Source organism: Streptomyces sp. AK02-01A, from assembly GCF_033795305.1.
GTDB lineage: Bacteria > Actinomycetota > Actinomycetes > Streptomycetales > Streptomycetaceae > Streptomyces.
On record NZ_JARBAE010000035.1, the window covers coordinates 38,870 to 50,787 of the forward strand.

Here is an 11,918-nt window from a genome sequence, read left to right on the forward strand (position 1 = left end):
GTTTCAAGCTGGTTCTCGGTCTCCGGCCCGCCGCGAACTCGCCTCGGGCTCACCGGCCTTCGAGAAGCACGTCCCATCACGCCCCGAGAAAAGACACCGAACATGACCGATCCCCAGGGCACGTCCGAGCCCCGTTTCGACGCTGTGCGCGCCGCGCTGCGGCGAAATCTCGACTCCGGTGAGGAGCTGGGAGCCTCATTGGTCGTCGATGTCGACGGCGAGCGCGTCGTCGACCTCTGGGGCGGCTTCCGCGACACTGCCCGCACGGTCGCGTGGGACCAGCACACCATCACCAACGTGTGGTCGACGACGAAGACCGTCACCAGTCTCGCCGCGCTCATGCTGGTGGACCGCGGCGAGCTGGATGTCCACTCGCCGGTGGCCAGGTACTGGCCCGAGTTCGCCGCCAACGGCAAACAGGATGTCAAGGTCCGCCATCTGCTCTCACACACCTCCGGAGTGTCCGGCCTCGACCAGCCGGCCACGATCGAGGATCTCTACGACACGGAGCGGGCCGCGGCCCGCATGGCCGCTCAAGCTCCGTGGTGGACGCCGGGCACGGCGTCGGGCTATCACCTCCTCAACTTCGGACATCTGATCGGCGAGGTCGTCCGCCGCGTCAGCGGACGGACCCTGAAGCAATTCGTCGCGGAGGAGATCGCCGGCCCTCTGGGCGCGGACTTCCAGATCGGGGCGGCCGAGCGGGACTGGAGCCGCATCGCCGATGTCGTCCCGCCGCCTCCGCTGCCGTTCGATCCGGAGGCCGCCGGGCAGGACAGCCCCGCCTACAAGGCTCTGACCGGTCCGTCGCTCACCGCGGACGTGGCCAACACTCCCGCGTGGCGGGCCGCCGACATCGGCGCGGCGAACGGCCACGGCAACGCCCGCTCCGTTGCCCGCATCCTCTCCGCGCTGGCGCGCGGCGGAGAGGTCGACGGTGTCCGGCTGCTCGGCGAGAAGACAATCGAGCTGATCTTCGACGTCCAGGCGGACGGTGTCGACGCCGTCAACGGACTCGCCCTCCGCTGGGGCATCGGCTACGCGCTGCCCCAGAAGGACACGATTCCCTGGATCCCCGACGGGCGGATCTGCTTCTGGGGCGGCTGGGGCGGCTCCATGATCATCATGGACTTCGACCGACGGATGACGATCTCCTACATGATGAACAAGATGGCACCCGGCATCCTCGGCTCCGACCGCAGCGCCACTTATGTACGGGCCGTCTACGACCACCTTTCGTAGCGACCGTGCATCGACCCTCCCGATCCTCCCGGTCGTCCGCGTCGATACCAGAGGCTCTCCTTGGCTCCGCCGTACGGATGAGACCCCGGCCCGGACGCCCGCACGGGCTAGTACAGCTAGACAGAGCGGGATAGACGCAGGTGAGGATCTCGACGCCCGACATGGCAGCCGACACCCACCCAGGCCGGCGCGTCGGTCCTGCTACGGATCGCCTGGGCGGCGCCTATGAAGGTGAAAGCCGCCGCCCAGGCGGTCGTGATGATGACATTGATCCGGAGGAACGCGGGTATGTCCCCGTACTCACGAGGAATCTGGCGCCGGGCGATTCCCAGAGTGAAGGGCCGACCGACCAGAAGCGCCCCCGAGGCGGTCAGAGCGAGCCAGCCGAAGGACATCACACCGGCGTAGGGCTCCAGCGGCGAGTCCGGAGCAGCGCGGGCGAGAGCACCGAGGCCTATGACATACACAACCGTGCTCACATCGAGGATCCCCGCATCCCAGGAGACGCCCGCCCGACGGTCCCACACGAACAGAAAACCGCCGGCGAGCAGGCCGGCGACGGCGCCCCATCGCCAGTCGAAGGACGACAGGACGGCGAACGCGATCCAAGGAATGAAGCCACGCAGATAGCCCACAGCGATCTCCTCGACGGCAGCCCGGACCCTCCAAGCTCGACATGTCCAAACTAGAAGGTCACTCTTCGACATGTCAACCGTGGAAGGTAAGATGAGCGTCATGAGCCTTCGCCACGCCCTCCTGGGACTCCTCGTCGACCGCTCCGCCAGCGGATACGACTTGATGAAGCTGTTCGACACCTCGCTCGCCAATGTCTGGCCCGCCACCCAGAGCCAGGTCTACGGCGAGCTGAACCGCCTCGACGCGACGGGCCTGATCGAGGTAGTGGCCGAAGGCCCCAGGGGGCGCAAGGAGTACGGCCTCACGGAGCCGGGCAGGGAGGAGCTGCGCCGCTGGCTCACCGAGGACGACGCGGACAAGCCCCAGCGCAACGAATCCCTCCTCCAGGTCTTCTTCCTCGGTGTCCTGCCCCGGGAACAGGCCGTGGAGCACCTCTCGCAGCAGGCGGACACGGCGGCCGCGCAACGCGCCGCGCTCGTGGAGCTGAATGAAGCGGTGGACTGGGGAGACAACATGCTGTCGGTCAACAGCAAACTGGCGCTGGAGTACGGGCTGCGCCAACGCGCGATGGAAGAGGAGTGGGCACGCTGGGCCGCCGAACAGGTCCGTAACGCGGACCGGCCGGACCAGCCGGCAGACAAGGCGAGCGGTCCCTGAGCGCCGGCCCCAACCGCCGCCGCCCGCACCACGTTTGCCGCATCGAGACGCCCGACTGGCGCGCGCGGCGTTGGCCAAAAGCCCCGCCAGAAGGACTGTCGGCCGCCTTGCGATCACACGCACCGGCCACCGCTCCTCGGCGGGCGAACACCGCCAGTCACGGCACTGGCCGCACCCGAACCCACACCAAAGACCCGGTGGCCGCCCCGGCGCCACCCGCTACACTATGTGCCGTGACGCAGCCTCACCGGCGGCACCATCACACCCCGCCTTCGTAGCTCAGGGGATAGAGCACCGCTCTCCTAAAGCGGGTGTCGCAGGTTCGAATCCTGCCGGGGGCACCACACATTAAGCCGCTGACCTGGGGTTTCTCCCCCAGGAAGGCGCGTTATCCGGCCTCGGACTCCTCGTCCGGGGCCGTTTGCGTGAGCGCTGCGTGAGCGGACGGGAAGTTGATCTCCCGAATATCGCCCAACGGATCAGCATCATTCGGCACGGGCTGGCCGGCGTGGTGGGCTTCGGAATCCCCCTGGGGCTCGGAGTCCCCAGGGGTGGCCCGCGCTCGCGGCACGAGACGGGCCGCAGCCTCGGCGATCGCCAGATCCGCCTCGGGGAGCAGGCTCGTGTAGGTGTCCGACGTGATGGTGATCGAGGAGTGGCCGAGCATCTCCTGGATGTCCTTGAGGCCGGCACCGGCCGCGTGGGCGAGGGTCGCGGCGCCGTGGCGGAGGTCGTGGAGCCGTATCGGTGGGAGGCCAATCTCCTCGTACAACTCGATGAACCGCCTTGTGACGTTGGCGGGGTGGAGCAGTTCTCCGTTCTCTCGGGTGAAGACCCTGCCGGTCTCCACCCAGGCGCTCCCCCACTCCTCGCGGCCCTTCTCCTGCTGGGCACGGTGCCGCCTCAGCGCTCGGACCGTGTCGGAGTCCAGCGCGATGGTGCGCGCGCCCGCATCGGTCTTGGGGTCGTCCTCATACACCTCCCAACCGTTCACCACGAGCTGCTTGGCGACTGTGATGAGTCCGGAGTCCAGGTGGGTGTCGGTCCACCGCTGACCGCACGCCTCGCCGCGTCGCAGCCCGCGGAACGCGATCAGGTGGAACAGCGCGTACAGGCGGTCCTCCGCGACGTGGTCGAGGAAGAGGCCGGTGTGCTCCGGTGTCCAGACCATCACCGGCGAGGACTTCTCGCCGGTGCGCTCCCAGTAGAGGATGCGCTCCTCGGTCCACACGAGCGCCTTGGGGCGTTTCCCCGCCTCCAACTCGACGTGGGCCGCCGGGTTGAAAGTGATCAGCTGCTGCGCGATCGCGGCGTTCAGCGCGGCCCGCAGGGTGGAGCGGACGCGCTGGCGCGTTGCCGGACCGACGATGCGCCGGTATGGCTCCATCTCGGCGATGGCGGCCTTCATCGCCTTGCGGCGGGCACGGGGTTCGCGCCCCTTCCAGGCAATCTGTGCAAGGTCGTCGACTGCCTTGCGGCGTGCCGCGTTTCCCTCTGCGATCTCGACGTTGGCCTCGGCGATGGCTTCGAACATCTCGGACAAGTGGCTGACACGCAGCCGATCGAGCCGGTAGTGCCCGATCCCCGGTTTGAGGTGCACGCGGATGTTGCTCTCGTCGCGGCTGATCGCACTCTGACGGCCCTTCTTGCCTGCCAGCCACATATCCAGCCACTCCCCGACCGTGAGCCGGTTCGTCAGGTCGAGGCCGTGGCTGAGGCGCCTGCGGGTCGCCTCGATATCCGGCAACGGCGCCTTCTCGTCCGCCACCTTCTCCAGCAGCTCGCCTATCTGCGCCAGCCCTTCCGAGTCGTCGGTGTCGGCGAGACCGAGAAGCGCGCGAACGTGATCGAGATCCGTTTGTGCGGCCTTGAGGCTGTCGTAGCCAGCCCGGCTGAAGGAGCGACGGCTGCCGTCCTCGCAGGGTGGGAGTTCCTGCCGTATCGAGTAGGAGCCGTGCTTGCGGCTGGTGAGCTTGGGGCAGTTCTTCCCAAGTGGTTTGCCTGTCCGGGGGTCCCGGCAGTAGCAGCGGCGGTGCGTGGAACCCTTCAAGGGCGTTCCTCCAATGTGGTGTCGGTATGCGCTTCTGGCAGGTCGACATCTCCTAGTGCGGGCGGCAGCGCGGGTGGAATGGCCCCCTCACCCCGGAGCTCCAGACGGAGATAGCGGAGGCTGTACTTGGCCGAGATGGCCCGGTCGGCGTACTCGCTGCGCTTGCGTTCCGCCTCTTCCTGCTGGGCACGACCGGTAGCCGTCCTAGCGGTGAACCCGGCCTGCTCCTCCTCTTCGAGCCCGGCAAGGGCAGTACGTACGAGGCTGGCGTGACGTTCGAAGTCCGGTAGCAGGCCGGCGTCGTACATGGGTACGTCCTCCTCTCCGGTGAAGCGGCGCAGGGCGTTCCATGTGGGTACGAGGTCTTGGAACGGGAGTTCTTGGGTCCTGTCGACGTATCCGACCGGAAAGATCAGGCAGACCGGGTACGTCTCCAGCGCGGCGGCCAGGACCATCACGTCTACGAGCGGGAGGTTCGCCCGGCGGCCGGACTCCATGTTGGCGATCACGTTGCGCGGGATGGGATGCCCGAGTTGTTCGCAGCGATCCGCCAGATCCTGGGCGCTCCATCCCATTTCCCGCCTCCTTCGCCGGACTTCGCCCGCCACGTTGGCCTTGATCCGGTCCGCCCACTCCGGGAAGTCGTCCTCTTCATCATCGAAATCGCGTTGTGTCATACAGACACATTAGCTTGGCCATCCTTGTTGGTAGCGGCCTGGAGCCGGACGTGATGCCCGCGTTCGCCGAGGGCTGTACCGAAGGGAGCGCGCCACATGCGCGACGACACACCGGCCGAACGGGCGAAGGGCATGAGTCGGGAGGAGTTGCTCGCCCTCCCCGTGGCGGTTGACCTCGATACGAGCAACCGCGCCCTCGGGCTCGGGCGGAGCAAGGGATACGAACTGGCGAAGCGTGACGCCTACCCGTGCAGGGTCCTGCGACTCGGAAACGCTTACCGGGTCGTGACTGCGGATCTGCTGAAACTGCTCGGCTTGGCAGCATGAAGGGCCGGGAGCGTAGCAGGTCGTTCTGCGTTGGGCTGACACAGAAAGGCTGGACTGTGGACGGGTGTGGCCGTACGGTCCGTGTTCCCCCGCGATGGCCTGGTGGCCTCGCGACGCAGATGGGCCTCCGGCGGTGCAACGCCGGAGGCCCGAGCACCCCCGAACGGCCCGTGAAGAACCAACCCGGCGGCCAGGGCCCGCGAGCCCGCCACCGCCAGACGAGGAGCTACCCCGTGGAACATGCGGGACCCGAACCCCATTCCGCCTCTGCCAAGCCTTCTTGGCCGCCGGTCGCCATCCCCGGCCGACCGGCCCGCCACACTGGCGAAGCCTCAGGAGTCGACAGCCAGGGTGCGCCGCGTCCCGCCGAGGTGGGTCAGCCCATGACGGAGGCGGCATCGGTCACGGAGCCGACCATCGGGGCAAAGCTGCTGAATGAACTGCGCGCGCAGATAGTGAAGTTCGTAGTCCTGCCCTCGGCAGAGGCCATCGACGCGGTCACCTTGTGGGTGGCCGCCACGCATCTGCAGACGGCGTGGCAGCACGCGCCGCGCCTCGCGGTCGTCGGCCCCGCAAAGAGGTGCGGCAAGTCGCGGCTGCTGGACGTGGTGACCGAGACCGTGCGCGCCCCGCTGATCACGGTCAACGCCAGCCCGGCGGCGATCTTCCGCTCGATCACCCACGAGGACCCGCCCACGCTCCTGGTCGACGAAGCCGACACGCTGTTCGGAACCGCGAAGGCAGCGGAACGCAACGAAGACCTGCGCGGCCTGCTGAACGCCGGTCACCAGCGCAACCGCCCCACCCTGCGGGTCAGCGGACCGGAGCACAAACCGCAGGCGTTCCCCACCTTCGCCATGGCCGCGCTCGCCGGGATCGGAGACCTGCCCGACACGATCATGGACCGGTCTGTGGTCATCCGTATGCGCCGCAGGGCACCAGGCGAAACCGTCGCGTCCTTCCGCACCGTCCGCGACACCCCCGCCCTGCACGCCATTCGCGACCGGCTCACCGACTGGCTGCAACCGGAGTTCGCGGAGGCGACGGCCAGCGAGCCGAACATGCCTGTCGAGGACCGTGCCGCCGACACCTGGGAACCTCTGGTGATCGTCGCCGACCTGGCCGGCGACGACTGGCCCGTACTGGCACGCACGGCCTGCCGGGCGATGACCGCCCATGAGTCCGGCAAGGACGCGGACACGGGGCTGCGTACCCGAATCCTGATCGACATCCGCCGCGTATTCAGCGCTGAGGGTGATCCCGCCTCGCTGCGTACGAGCCGCCTGATCGAAGAGCTCAACGGCGACCCGGAATCCCCGTGGGCCGAGCACGGCCCCGCCGGGCTGAACCCGCGCCGCCTGGGACTGCTGCTGGAGGACTACAACATCCGGCCGGGCAATCACCGCTTCCCTGACGGCGTCCAGGCCAAGGGCTATGCACGGACCCAGTTCCTGGACGCCTGGGCCCGCTACTGCCCTGCGCCGACCGCCGATTCGTCGCTTCCTGCCGAGCCTCCCGAAGCCTCCGGGACCACCACCCACAGCGCAGCCTGACCCGACTCAACCCGTCACACCCGTCCCCGCGCAGGTCAGCGCGGGGACGGGTGGCCGGCCCGCAACGGGTCAACCCGACATCACCGCCCCACCCGTACCTGCCCTGACCAGGCATGCAACGGGTGGTACGAGTCGCCTCGCATCCTGGCTGCCACCACGCCCATGCCCGTGGCCGCCGCACAACCCCGCCTGGAGTGCGTCCACTTGCCTTCCGCCAACGCCACCCCCGCCATGCCCGGCACCGCTGCAATCCGCCTCGGTGTCGCCGTGCTCGGCGCCGTCGGTTTCGCCCTCTCCTACGACGCCCTGCGCCAGATGGCCGTCGCCATCCACATCCGCGGCCTCCTCACCTACACGTTCCCCCTGGTCATCGACGGGTTCATAGCCATTGGCGTCGGCGCCCTTCTGATCCTCCGCACAGCGCCACTCGGCTCGCGCCTCTACGTCTGGGTGCTCGTCGGCATCGCCACCACCACCAGCATCTGGGCCAACGCCCTGCACGCCATCCGCCTCAACCAGCAAACCCGCAATACCGGTCTTCACCTCGATGACATCACCGTCGGAGTCCTCTCCGCCATCGCCCCACTGGCTCTCGCCGGTTCGGTCCACCTCTACCTCGTCATCCGACGCCACCCCCTGGCCAGCCACACCGACACGGATGCGCCGAAGCAGCCGTCGCTCGCCGGTCACTTCCCAAGTGAAGGCGCCGCAGACGCCGGGAGCGATGTGGCGGAACGATCCGCCACAGTGGCGGATCGCCAAGGGGCGGGAGCCAAACCCAGGGGACGACAGCCGAGCGCGACCATGGACGAACTCCTCGCCATCGGCCGCAACGCTCCCCGAGGGCGCGACGGCCGTATCTCACGTCGCGCGGTGGAGTCAGAAATCCGGGCCAAAGGCCACAGCGTCGGCAAGGACCGCGTAGCCGACGCCACCCGCATGCTGCAGGCCGAACTCAACGAGGCCCGCTGAGTTCCCTCGTAGGGCCCACCCCCCGTCCACGGTTCGCACCACTCGTCCCCGACCAGCTCAGCGCGAGGACGGGTGCTCGGACCGTCAACAAGCCGACACGACATCGCCATCCCCTCACAATCGCTTACCGGAGAACAGCCTCATGTACGACCAGCACCACGAAGCCCCTCCCCATCAGCAGCACATACCCACGACCACGGCAAAAAGCGGAGCAAGTTGTACCGGGAGCAATGCTCCCGGGATTCCCGCCCCAGAGGTGGCGGGGGCGGCTCGATGCCAGGAGGCACCGGACCGGCCGGCAGCGACCGAGGGCGGACCGCAGCCTGGAACTGGAGGGGGACAAGCGGACGGAGCCTTCTCTCCCAGGCGCCAGCGCCCGCGTCAGCCGAAGCCGCTCAAGCGACTCCATCAGCCCAGTTGCCGTATGAACGACGCCGAGTTCTCACGCTTCAGCCAGGCGGCCGACCAGTGCGGGATGAGCAATGCTGCCTTCCTCGCGTACGCCGTGGACAAAGCAGCCCGCGACCTGACCCGTACCGCAGCCGAGATCGCCACCGAGCGGGAAGTCATCGGCGAGGTCTTCGCTGCGCGTCGGCACCTCGGCCGCATCCACGGCCTGTTCAATCAAGTCGCCAAGGCTCTGAACTCCGGCGATCGCGCGCCCCACCTCGAGGCCACAGCTCAAGCGGTCCACCGCGCGGCCCGCCGTATGGAAGACGCTGCCGACGCTCTGCTCGCCCACCGCGATGGCGACACCCCGGCATGATCCCCAGCATCCACAAGCGCGGCAGCAAGACGGTCGGCCTGATCCGCTACCTCTACGGACCGGGCACCCACGAGGAACACGTGGACCCACACCTGGTCGCCGCCTTCGACCCGTTGGCTCCGGACCCTGGCCGCGACCCCAGCGCCACCTACGCACAGCTTGAGCGCCTACTCGATCAGCCCGTCAACGCTCTTCCAGAAGGCAGGCGCCCCGAGAAGCACGTGTGGCATCTGTCGGTACGTTCCAGCCCCGAGGATCCCACCCTCTCCGACGAGGACTGGGCTGCTATCGCCCGCCGCACAGTCGCCGCCACCGGCATCGCCCCCGACGGCGACGAACAAGCCTGCCGATGGGCGGCCGTCCGCCACGCCGACGACCACATCCATATCATCGCCACCCTGGTGCGCGACGACGGCCGCCGGCCTCGACTGCACAACGAGGCCCGCCGCGCGCAAGCCGAGGCCCGCCGCATCGAAGTCGACTACGGCCTGCGCAGGGTCGCGTCGGGCGACGGTACTGCCGCGATACGCCCCAGCAGCGCGGAACGCCACAAGGCCAAGCGCCTCGGACAAGAAGCCGCGTCGAAGGAGCTGTTGCGTGAGCACGTCCGCCGCGCCCTGGCCGGCGCGGTCGGCGAGGCGGAGTTCTTTGACCGACTCACCGCCGAAGGCGTCCGGATCAAGATGCGTGTCGCGCCCTCCGGCGACGTGCTCGGCTACAACGTCGCCATCGTCGGCGACCGCAACAAGGACCGCGAGCCCATCTGGTACGCCGGATCCACGCTCGCCCCGGACCTCTCCCTGCCCCGCATCCGCAAGCGGTTCGCGGCCTCCACGGAGACCGATCCGCAGTCCACAACCTTGGACCGCAGCGGCGCCTCGGCACCGGCCCGTGCCCGCTACGCCGCCGTACAGACCGCCGACGTGGCTCTCACCTCGTTGACGGCAGGGGACGAAGGTTCGGCAGCCGCCCACTTGATCGGGGTGGGCGAGGTGATCGACGCTCTCGCCCAGACCTCGGCCAGCACCACCCGGGGGGAACTACGAGAAGCGGCAAGGCATTTCGAGCGCGCCACCCGCTCGCACATCCTCGCCAAGAACGAGGAGATGCATGCCCTGCGCCGAGCGGCCCGCCAGATCGTCCACTCCGGCGCCGCCTTCGGTCACGGCCAGGACAGTGCCGCTACCTCGCTGATCCTCGACGTCATGATCCTTGCCGTCGTCGCCGCCGTCCACTGGCACGCCGCCCGTGGAAATGCCCAGCAGGCTGAAGCCGCCCAACGCGCATCCCTCCATCTGCGTACGGCCTACCAGATCACGGCCGCCGGCCCTCTGGCCACACTGCGTGCCCACGGTGAACGCCTTCTGGCATCAGACCGACAACGCCACGCAGCCACCGTCCGCACCGCGCTCCCCCACCTCGCCGACCGTCTCCAATCCGAACCAGGATGGGAGGCGCTGACGGCCGTACTCGACCAAGCCGAACGAGCAGGCTTCGACACTGCGGCCCTCCTGGCCAAGGCCGTCGGGGAGCGCGAACTCCACAGCGCCAACTCGGCGAGCGAGGTCGTGGTCTGGCGGCTGCACCACCTCGGATACGTCGCCACGCCCACCCGGCCTCCGAAGTCAAAGCCGACGCCGAGTCCTGTTCCCGCTCCCGCGGTACCTGCCGCCCCCCGCTACGAAGATGTGCGCATCCGCCGACGGTGACCCGGACGACCGGCGACCAGGGAAAGCTTCAGAAATGCGGGAGACCCCGGCGAACGGGCCCCTGGCTCAGCGCTTTCAGCAGCTCGTCCACGGCGGATCGGGCCAGGACCAGGGGAGTCCCGCCGCGATTCTTGGAGTCGCGGATCGCCGCGTACGAGCCGAAGTCGGCCACCTCGACGCAGTCGTTGGCGCCACCGCTGTATGAACTCTTTCGCCAGCACGCCGTTCCAAGGTCTTCGGGGCGGGGACGGCGGGGCGGTGCTGTGCTCACTGTTCAAGCTCCTCGGCGGTGCGGGTGATGCTGGTGCGTGTTTCGGCCGGACTGAGGGCGCAGGCCCTGAGCTGGTCGAAGATGTCCGTGTAGTTCCCGACGTCGCTCTCGGACTCCAGGTACACGGAGTTCTTGGGATTCTCCAGCCAGACCAGTGGGCCCGTGGGCTGAAGAAAGGTGAGGATGACGAACGGCCCGTAAAGCCCCGGGTGGGCGCCGAGGGAGAACGGCAGCAACTGGACGTTGACGTTGGGCAGTTCGCCGACCCGGACGAGATGGGCGAACTGGTCGCGCATCACGCTGTCCGAGCCGACGGTACGACGCAGGACGGCTTCGTCGAGGACCGCACAGAGCTCGATCGGATGATCACCGCCCAGGCGGCTCTCCTGGCGTTCCAGGCGAACCTTGACCAACGCCTCGACCTGCGCCGGAGTGAGGTCGGGACGCATCTGTGCGATGACGCCCCGTGCGTAGTCCTCGGTCTGGAGGAGGCCGGGGACAAGCATGGGCTGGTAGCTCGACAGTGCCGTGGCGTCTGCTTCCAGGGCCAGGTAGCCGTCGTAGCGGGTAGCGGTGAGAACTGCGGAGTACTTCCGCCACCAGGGCTTTCGCTGTTCCTTGTCGGCGCGGACCAGATCGAGGATGTCGTCACGCAGAGCGGTGTCGGTGATGGTGTAGCAATCCAGGAGGGCACGTACAAGCAGGGGCGTGGTGCCGCGTTCACCGGTCTCGACACGACTAAGAGTGCCCTGGTTGACCTCGATCCGTTCGGCGACCTCGGCGAGGGTGAAACCGGCGGCTCCCCGCAACTCGCGCAGGCGCGCGGCGAGCTGGCGTCGGTAGACCGACTGGGGTACCAGCGTCCTCTTCAGTGCCATAGAGGCAGTGTGTCCGGCCCCATGATCCGAGACAACCCGATCGGGCCAACTTCGCCAGACATATTGCCTAGTTACGGTTGCGTGGGCATGCTTTCCTCAGTCAGACGCCCGCCCGCTCGGCTTGATGTGCGTGCGTACCGTCCGCAGACGGACTGATGTTCCGCCCACGCGTCTGGAGGT

12 protein-coding genes and 1 tRNA gene are annotated in these 11,918 nt (G+C 68.2%); 8 read left to right on the forward strand and 5 right to left on the reverse strand.

Annotated elements, in window-relative coordinates; all coding sequences use genetic code 11:
* Positions 1–102: 102 nt before the first annotated feature.
* A complete protein-coding gene (locus PV679_RS26825) occupies positions 103–1,242 on the forward strand; it encodes a serine hydrolase domain-containing protein (RefSeq protein WP_319682973.1) in 1,140 nt (379 codons plus the stop codon).
* Between the two features lie 116 nt (positions 1,243–1,358).
* On the opposite strand, the gene PV679_RS26830 is transcribed toward PV679_RS26825, so the two are convergent.
* Positions 1,359–1,877 carry a hypothetical protein gene (locus tag PV679_RS26830; protein ID WP_319682974.1) on the reverse strand — a complete coding sequence of 173 codons (519 nt, stop codon included), beginning with the start codon at positions 1,875–1,877 and terminating at the stop codon, positions 1,359–1,361.
* A gap of 100 nt (positions 1,878–1,977) precedes the next feature.
* On the opposite strand from PV679_RS26830, the gene PV679_RS26835 reads away from it, so the two are divergent.
* Together PV679_RS26835 and PV679_RS26840 are read left to right on the forward strand one after the other, a co-directional pair.
* Complete coding sequence (locus tag PV679_RS26835; protein WP_319682975.1) at positions 1,978–2,535, forward strand: PadR family transcriptional regulator; 558 nt, start codon at positions 1,978–1,980, stop codon at positions 2,533–2,535.
* 268 nt (positions 2,536–2,803) lie between these two features.
* Positions 2,804–2,879: transfer RNA gene (locus PV679_RS26840), tRNA-Arg, on the forward strand.
* A gap of 44 nt (positions 2,880–2,923) precedes the next feature.
* Here PV679_RS26840 and xerC read toward each other — a convergent pair.
* Both xerC and PV679_RS26850 read right to left on the reverse strand, forming a co-directional pair.
* Positions 2,924–4,585 carry a site-specific integrase gene (gene xerC / locus PV679_RS26845; protein ID WP_319682976.1) on the reverse strand — a complete coding sequence of 554 codons (1,662 nt, stop codon included), beginning with the start codon at positions 4,583–4,585 and terminating at the stop codon, positions 2,924–2,926.
* Positions 4,582–5,262, reverse strand: a complete 681-nt coding sequence (locus tag PV679_RS26850; protein WP_319682977.1) for a helix-turn-helix transcriptional regulator — start codon at positions 5,260–5,262, stop codon at positions 4,582–4,584. Before PV679_RS26850 ends, xerC begins: the two co-directional genes overlap by 4 nt.
* Before the next feature lie 96 nt (positions 5,263–5,358).
* Between PV679_RS26850 and PV679_RS26855 the strand changes: the two genes are divergently transcribed.
* From PV679_RS26855 to PV679_RS26875, 5 genes are all read left to right on the forward strand, one after another.
* Positions 5,359–5,589: a hypothetical protein gene (locus PV679_RS26855; RefSeq protein ID WP_319682978.1), complete on the forward strand. Its 231-nt coding sequence runs from the start codon at positions 5,359–5,361 to the stop codon at positions 5,587–5,589.
* 383 nt (positions 5,590–5,972) lie between these two features.
* Positions 5,973–7,142 (forward strand): DUF3631 domain-containing protein, encoded by a 1,170-nt coding sequence (locus PV679_RS26860; RefSeq protein WP_319682979.1) that lies wholly within the window; start codon positions 5,973–5,975, stop codon positions 7,140–7,142.
* Between the two features lie 231 nt (positions 7,143–7,373).
* Positions 7,374–8,114 (forward strand): DUF2637 domain-containing protein, encoded by a 741-nt coding sequence (locus PV679_RS26865; protein ID WP_319683006.1) that lies wholly within the window; start codon positions 7,374–7,376, stop codon positions 8,112–8,114.
* A 424-nt stretch (positions 8,115–8,538) separates the two neighbouring features.
* Positions 8,539–8,880 carry a plasmid mobilization relaxosome protein MobC gene (locus PV679_RS26870; RefSeq protein ID WP_319682980.1) on the forward strand — a complete coding sequence of 114 codons (342 nt, stop codon included), beginning with the start codon at positions 8,539–8,541 and terminating at the stop codon, positions 8,878–8,880.
* The gene (locus tag PV679_RS26875; protein ID WP_319682981.1) at positions 8,877–10,589 is read left to right on the forward strand and encodes a relaxase/mobilization nuclease domain-containing protein; all 1,713 of its coding nucleotides are present in this window, start codon (positions 8,877–8,879) and stop codon (positions 10,587–10,589) included. The genes PV679_RS26870 and PV679_RS26875 overlap by 4 nt, the downstream gene beginning before the upstream one ends.
* Positions 10,590–10,617: 28 nt before the next feature.
* Here PV679_RS26875 and PV679_RS26880 read toward each other — a convergent pair whose 3' ends face one another.
* Positions 10,618–10,860: a DUF397 domain-containing protein gene (locus PV679_RS26880; RefSeq protein ID WP_319682982.1), complete on the reverse strand. Its 243-nt coding sequence runs from the start codon at positions 10,858–10,860 to the stop codon at positions 10,618–10,620.
* On the reverse strand, positions 10,857–11,738 hold the full coding sequence (locus PV679_RS26885) for a helix-turn-helix transcriptional regulator (protein ID WP_319682983.1): 882 nt from the start codon (positions 11,736–11,738) through the stop codon (positions 10,857–10,859). The genes PV679_RS26880 and PV679_RS26885 overlap by 4 nt, the downstream gene beginning before the upstream one ends.
* Positions 11,739–11,918 lie beyond the last annotated feature (180 nt).

Bases quoted from the DNA above. Each gene is read 5' to 3' on its own strand.
- PV679_RS26825 (WP_319682973.1), top strand. From the start codon at position 103: ATGACCGATCCCCAGGGCACGTCCGAGCCCCGTTTCGACGCTGTGCGC.
- PV679_RS26835 (WP_319682975.1), top strand. From the start codon at position 1,978: ATGAGCCTTCGCCACGCCCTCCTGGGACTCCTCGTCGACCGCTCCGCC.
- PV679_RS26850 (WP_319682977.1), bottom strand. From the start codon at position 5,262: ATGACACAACGCGATTTCGATGATGAAGAGGACGACTTCCCGGAGTGG.
- PV679_RS26855 (WP_319682978.1), top strand. From the start codon at position 5,359: ATGCGCGACGACACACCGGCCGAACGGGCGAAGGGCATGAGTCGGGAG.
- PV679_RS26860 (WP_319682979.1), top strand. From the start codon at position 5,973: ATGACGGAGGCGGCATCGGTCACGGAGCCGACCATCGGGGCAAAGCTG.
- PV679_RS26865 (WP_319683006.1), top strand. From the start codon at position 7,374: ATGCCCGGCACCGCTGCAATCCGCCTCGGTGTCGCCGTGCTCGGCGCC.
- PV679_RS26870 (WP_319682980.1), top strand. From the start codon at position 8,539: ATGAACGACGCCGAGTTCTCACGCTTCAGCCAGGCGGCCGACCAGTGC.
- PV679_RS26875 (WP_319682981.1), top strand. From the start codon at position 8,877: ATGATCCCCAGCATCCACAAGCGCGGCAGCAAGACGGTCGGCCTGATC.
- PV679_RS26885 (WP_319682983.1), bottom strand. From the start codon at position 11,738: ATGGCACTGAAGAGGACGCTGGTACCCCAGTCGGTCTACCGACGCCAG.